2 protein-coding genes and 1 pseudogene are annotated in these 4528 nt (G+C 75.3%); 1 reads left to right on the forward strand and 2 read right to left on the reverse strand.

All coding sequences use genetic code 11. The annotated features are described in order from the left end of the window. Position 1: 1 nt before the first annotated feature. Both lhgO and G3I53_RS02045 read right to left on the reverse strand, forming a co-directional pair. A complete protein-coding gene (gene lhgO, locus G3I53_RS02040; protein WP_164334361.1) occupies positions 2-1252 on the reverse strand; it encodes an L-2-hydroxyglutarate oxidase in 1251 nt (416 codons plus the stop codon). 77 nt (positions 1253-1329) lie between these two features. Further along, on the reverse strand, positions 1330-2754 hold the full coding sequence (locus G3I53_RS02045) for an MFS transporter (protein WP_164334360.1): 1425 nt from the start codon (positions 2752-2754) through the stop codon (positions 1330-1332). A gap of 716 nt (positions 2755-3470) precedes the next feature. Between G3I53_RS02045 and G3I53_RS02050 the strand changes: the two are divergent. Continuing rightward, a pseudogene (locus tag G3I53_RS02050) lies at positions 3471-4528 on the forward strand (asparagine synthase); the annotation flags it as partial.

Below are 4528 nucleotides of genomic sequence, written 5' to 3' on the forward strand. Positions count from 1 at the left end.
CTCAGCGGGCCCCCTCCGCCAGCGCGGCCAGCGCCCGGCGGGCGACCTCGCGGCCGATGGGCAGGCAGGCCGTGGCGGCGGGGGAGGGGGCGTTCAGGACGTGGACCGCTCTCGGGGTCTGCCGGATGAGGAAGTCGTCCACCAGGGTGCCGTCCCGCAGGACCGCCTGGGCCCGGACCCCGGCCGCGGCCGGCACCAGGTCCTCCTCCGTCACCGCCGGCAGCAGCCGCCGCACGGCCCGGGTGAACGCCGGCTTGGACAGCGAGCGGTGCAGCTCACCCGCGCCGTAGCGCCAGTGGCGGCGGGCCAGCTGCCAGGAGCCCGGCCAGGTCAGGGTGGAGGCCAGCTCGCGCGGGCGGACCGTGCGCCGGTCGTAGCCCTCCTGGGCGAGCGCGGGCACCGCGTTCGGCCCGACGTGGACGCCGCCGTCGACACCGCGGGTGAGGTGGACGCCCAGGAACGGGAACGCGGGGTCGGGCACCGGGTAGACCAGCCCGCGGACCAGGTCCGGGCGGGCCAGCTCGTAGTACTCGCCGCGGAACGGCACGATGCGCACGCCGGGCTCGTCGCCGGTGAGCCGGGCGATCTCGTCGCAGTGCAGCCCGGCGCAGTTCACCAGGACCCGGCCCCGCACGACGTCGCCCCGGGCGGTCCGCACGGCGACCCCCCGGTCGGGTCTGCGGTCGACGCGCACCACCCGCGCCCCGTAGCGGATCTCCGCTCCCGACGCCTCGGCCAGGTGCCGGGCCACCGCCGCGAAGTCGCAGACGCCCGTGGCGCCGACGTGCAGGGCGGCCAGGCCGTCGGCCTCCGGCTCGTACTCCGCGGTCTGGGCGGCGCCGAGCTCGCGGACCGTGAGGCCGTTCTCCCGGCCGCGCTGGGCCAGGGCGTGCAGGCGGGGCAGCTCCTCGCGCGCGGTGGCGACGATCAGCTTGCCGGTCACCGCGTGCGCGATGTCGTACTCCGCGCAGAACTTGACCATCTCGGCGGCGCCCCGCACCGCGTAGCGGGCCTTGAGGGAGCCGGGGCGGTAGTAGATGCCGCTGTGGATGACGCCGCTGTTGCGGCCCGTCTGGTGCCGGGCCGGGCCGGACTCCTTCTCCAGCACCGTGATCCGTGTGCCCGGGGCCGCGCGGCTGATCGCGTACGCCGTGGACAGGCCGACGATGCCGCCGCCGATCACCAGCACATCGCAGTCGTACGCCCGCCGCACCCGCGCCACCTCCCGGCTCGCACCTCTTCCGGCACCCATGGTGCACCGCGCCACTGACAAGGCCGTCGGACCGGGGGGCGCCCGGCCCCGCCCGCACGCCCGCCCCGGCCGGCGGGTCAGGCCGGGGCGACCAGCAGCGGCCGGGCGCGTTCGCGCAGTTCCACCACGCGGGGCTCGTCGCCGTAGGGCTCCAGCCGGTGCAGGAGGTCCTTGACGTACTCGGTGGTGCGGGCCGACGAGATGCGGCCGGCCACCTCCACCGCGCGCACGCCCTGCTCGCAGGCCGCGTCCAGGTTGCCCGACTCCAGTTCGGCGACCGCGGAGACGACGAGCCGCAGCCCGTGCGAGCGCACGAACTCCTCCGTCGGCTTCGACAGGGCCTGCTCGGTGAAGCGGCGGACCTGGCGGGGCGCCTTGAGGTCGCGGTAGCACTCGGCGGCGTCGGCGGCGAACCGGTCGTAGCCGTAGAAGCCGAGCCAGGACGGGTCGCTGTCGCCGGGGCGGGAACGCTCCAGCCAGCTCTCGGCCGCCTTCAGGGCCGCCCCGGCCGCCTGGGCGTCACTGGCGCGCGCGTGGGCGCGGGCCTCGACCAGGCGGAAGAAGCTCATCGTGCGGGCGGTGGCCAGGCCCCGGTTGCGTTCCAGCGCGGCCTGCGCGAGGTCGACGCCCTCGTCGCCGAAGCCGCGGTAGGTCGCCTGGAGGGACATGGAGGCCAGCACGTATCCCCCGAGGGGGACGTCCGCGGCGGCGCGGGCCAGGCGCAGGGCCTGGATGTAGTACCGCTGGGCGGCCTCCTGCTGGCCGGTGTCGAAGGCCATCCAGCCGGCGAGGCGGGTGAGTTCGGCGGACGCGCCGAAGAGGGCCCGCCCGACGTCGTCGGAGTACGAGCCCAGCAGCAGGGGTGCCGCCTCGACCCGTAAGCACTCGGGGACCATGGACGAACGCCAGTCGCCGCCGCCGTACTTGGAGTCCCAGCGCCGGGCGTCCTCGGCGGCCTCGCGCAGCTTCTGCACGTCGCTGTGGCCGACTTTGATCGGTGCGCCGGCGTTCTCCGCTCCGTTCGCCTCGCGGGCCACCGAACTGTCGGCCGGGGTTATCAGCCAGCGCGAGGCGGGCGTGGCGTAGGCGCTCACCGCGAAGGAGCCGGCCAGGGACTGCCAGATGCCGCCGGAGCCGGCGCGGCGGCCGGCGAGGTCCAGCCGGTAGAGGTCGGTGGCGGACTTCACGGCCTGGCCGACGTCCCGGGGGAAGGCGAGGCCGACCTCCGGTGCGGGGTCCGCGTCCGCCAGGCCGATCTCGTGCAGCGGCACCGGCCGGCCCAGCTTCTGGCCGATGGCGGCGGCGATCAGGTGGGGCGCGGCGCCCTGCGGCACCATGCCCTTGGACACCCAGCGCGCCACCGACGTCTTGTCGTAGCGAAGGGTCAGTCCCCGCTGTGCGCCGAGGTCGTTGACGCGCCGCGCGAGCCCTGCGTTGGAGATTCCCGCGAGGGCGAGAACGGCGCCGAGCTTTTCGTTCGGCCCGCGTTGCTCCCTGGACATGCGCCACCCCTCGACACAGACGGCTGCCGCGCTGGCATAACCGTGCGGCATTCGTAAACCCAGCGTAGTTCGCCGCATCCCAAGCGTTAAGGGGCATTCTTCCGGATGGCGGGATTGTGGTCCGTACTGAAGTGCGGGTCCGATACGCGCAGTTGCGGCGTGCTCCGGTCGTGTGGCCGTGCGCCCGTGCGTGCGCCTTTCTCCGGCCGTCGCGGGAGCGATTCCATGGTCCGTGCGTGGGTCGGCCCGCTGTACTGGATCCAGTGGGCTGGGGGACACCGCCGCCTACATCCCCGCGGGCGGCGGAACGGTCCGGGGGGTGTGCCTCGCCTCCCGGACCGTGCGACCGCTCGGCGGTGCGCAGAACCTGCACGGAGCGTGTTCGAGGGTGCTCTCACCGCTCCGAATTGGCCGAAAATCGACCCCACCTTCCATGGGGTAACACCTTGCCCACCACGGCACTTGACGGCGCGTTGGGGGTATTCGGGGCGCGTTTCGGGGGCGCATTCACGTCGCAACGGGCTCGGGCCGGAGAGGGCGGCCGCGGTCGACTCCCCCCGGGCGATCGGATGTTCGGCTCGGGGGAGGCGTATCCGCCGGGGCGCATTCACCGGAGCACATGCCGTTCCGGCACCCCTCTCCAGCGCCTCCTTCATGGCAGCATGGGGAACCGGTTCGTACGGTGCACTGGTTGTCCACAGCTTGTGGAGGCGGCGATGCGGTGGTTGGTGGGGTGGAGCAGCACCGCCGCGGGGCCCGTGGCCGTCGGAACGGCCGGGGCGACCGGGACCGACGGGGAGACCGTGCAGCCCGTGGGGTCCCAACTCCTGTGGGGCGACCCCGATCCGCTGTGGGCGGTCGGCGACTGGCGCCCCGACGAGGTGCGGGTGGTGCAGGCCGACCCGCAGACCCGGATCGCCGTCCTCGGCACCTGCGGCGCCACCGACGAACAACTGCGCGTCGCCCTGTTCGCGGCGCGCGGCGGCGCACTGAGGCACCTCACCGCCTGGCCCGGCAGCTACACCGCCGTCGTGCAGGTGGGCCGCCGGGTCACCGTCTGCGGTGACCTCGCCGGTGCCCGGCCGGTCTTCCACACCCCCTGGGCCGGCGGCACCGCCTACGCGACAGCCGCGCTCCCCCTCGCCGACCTCGTCGAGGCCAACCTCGACTTCGGCCACCTCGCGGCCCTGCTCGCCGCCCCCGACGTCCCCGCCGCCCTCTACGACTCCACGCCCTACGACGGCGTGAAGCGGGTCCCGCCCGGCCACGCGCTGATCCTGCGCGCGGGAGCCCGGGAGATCGCCGGCTACGAACCCGTCGCCTCGCTCGCCGTCGCGGCGCCCCCGGCCGACCCGGACAGCGCCGTGGACGCCGTACGGGACGCCCTCGTCGAGGCGGTGCGCACCCGGCTCGCGGCCCCCCGCCACGTCCCGGGCGCCGACATCGACCCCGGGCCCGTACCGGGCATGGGACCGGCCGAACGCCGGGCGGCGCGCGGCATGCCGGTGCCCGGCATCGGGGCCGACCTGTCCGGCGGCCCGGCCTCCGGCACGCTCGCCCTGCTCGCCGCGGGACTGCCCGGGATGCCGGGCACCGTGCTGGGGCACGGCACCGGGGCCGGGGAGCGGCTGCTCGCCGTCACCTTCAACGACCTCGTGGCCGGCGGGCCGGACGAGGAGGTCGGCCGGGCGGGCGCCCTGGCCGCCAATCCGCGCCTGCACCACGTGGTCGTCACGGGCGGCGAGGAGACCCTGCCCTACGCCGACCTCGACGG

It is taken from the genome of Streptomyces sp. SID14436, from assembly GCF_010548465.1.
Classification (GTDB): domain Bacteria; phylum Actinomycetota; class Actinomycetes; order Streptomycetales; family Streptomycetaceae; genus Streptomyces.

Coding starts and splice junctions, on each gene's coding strand:
- G3I53_RS02045 (WP_164334360.1), bottom strand. CDS start 2,754: ATGTCCAGGGAGCAACGCGGGCCGAACGAAAAGCTCGGCGCCGTTCTC.
- lhgO (WP_164334361.1), bottom strand. CDS start 1,252: ATGGGTGCCGGAAGAGGTGCGAGCCGGGAGGTGGCGCGGGTGCGGCGG.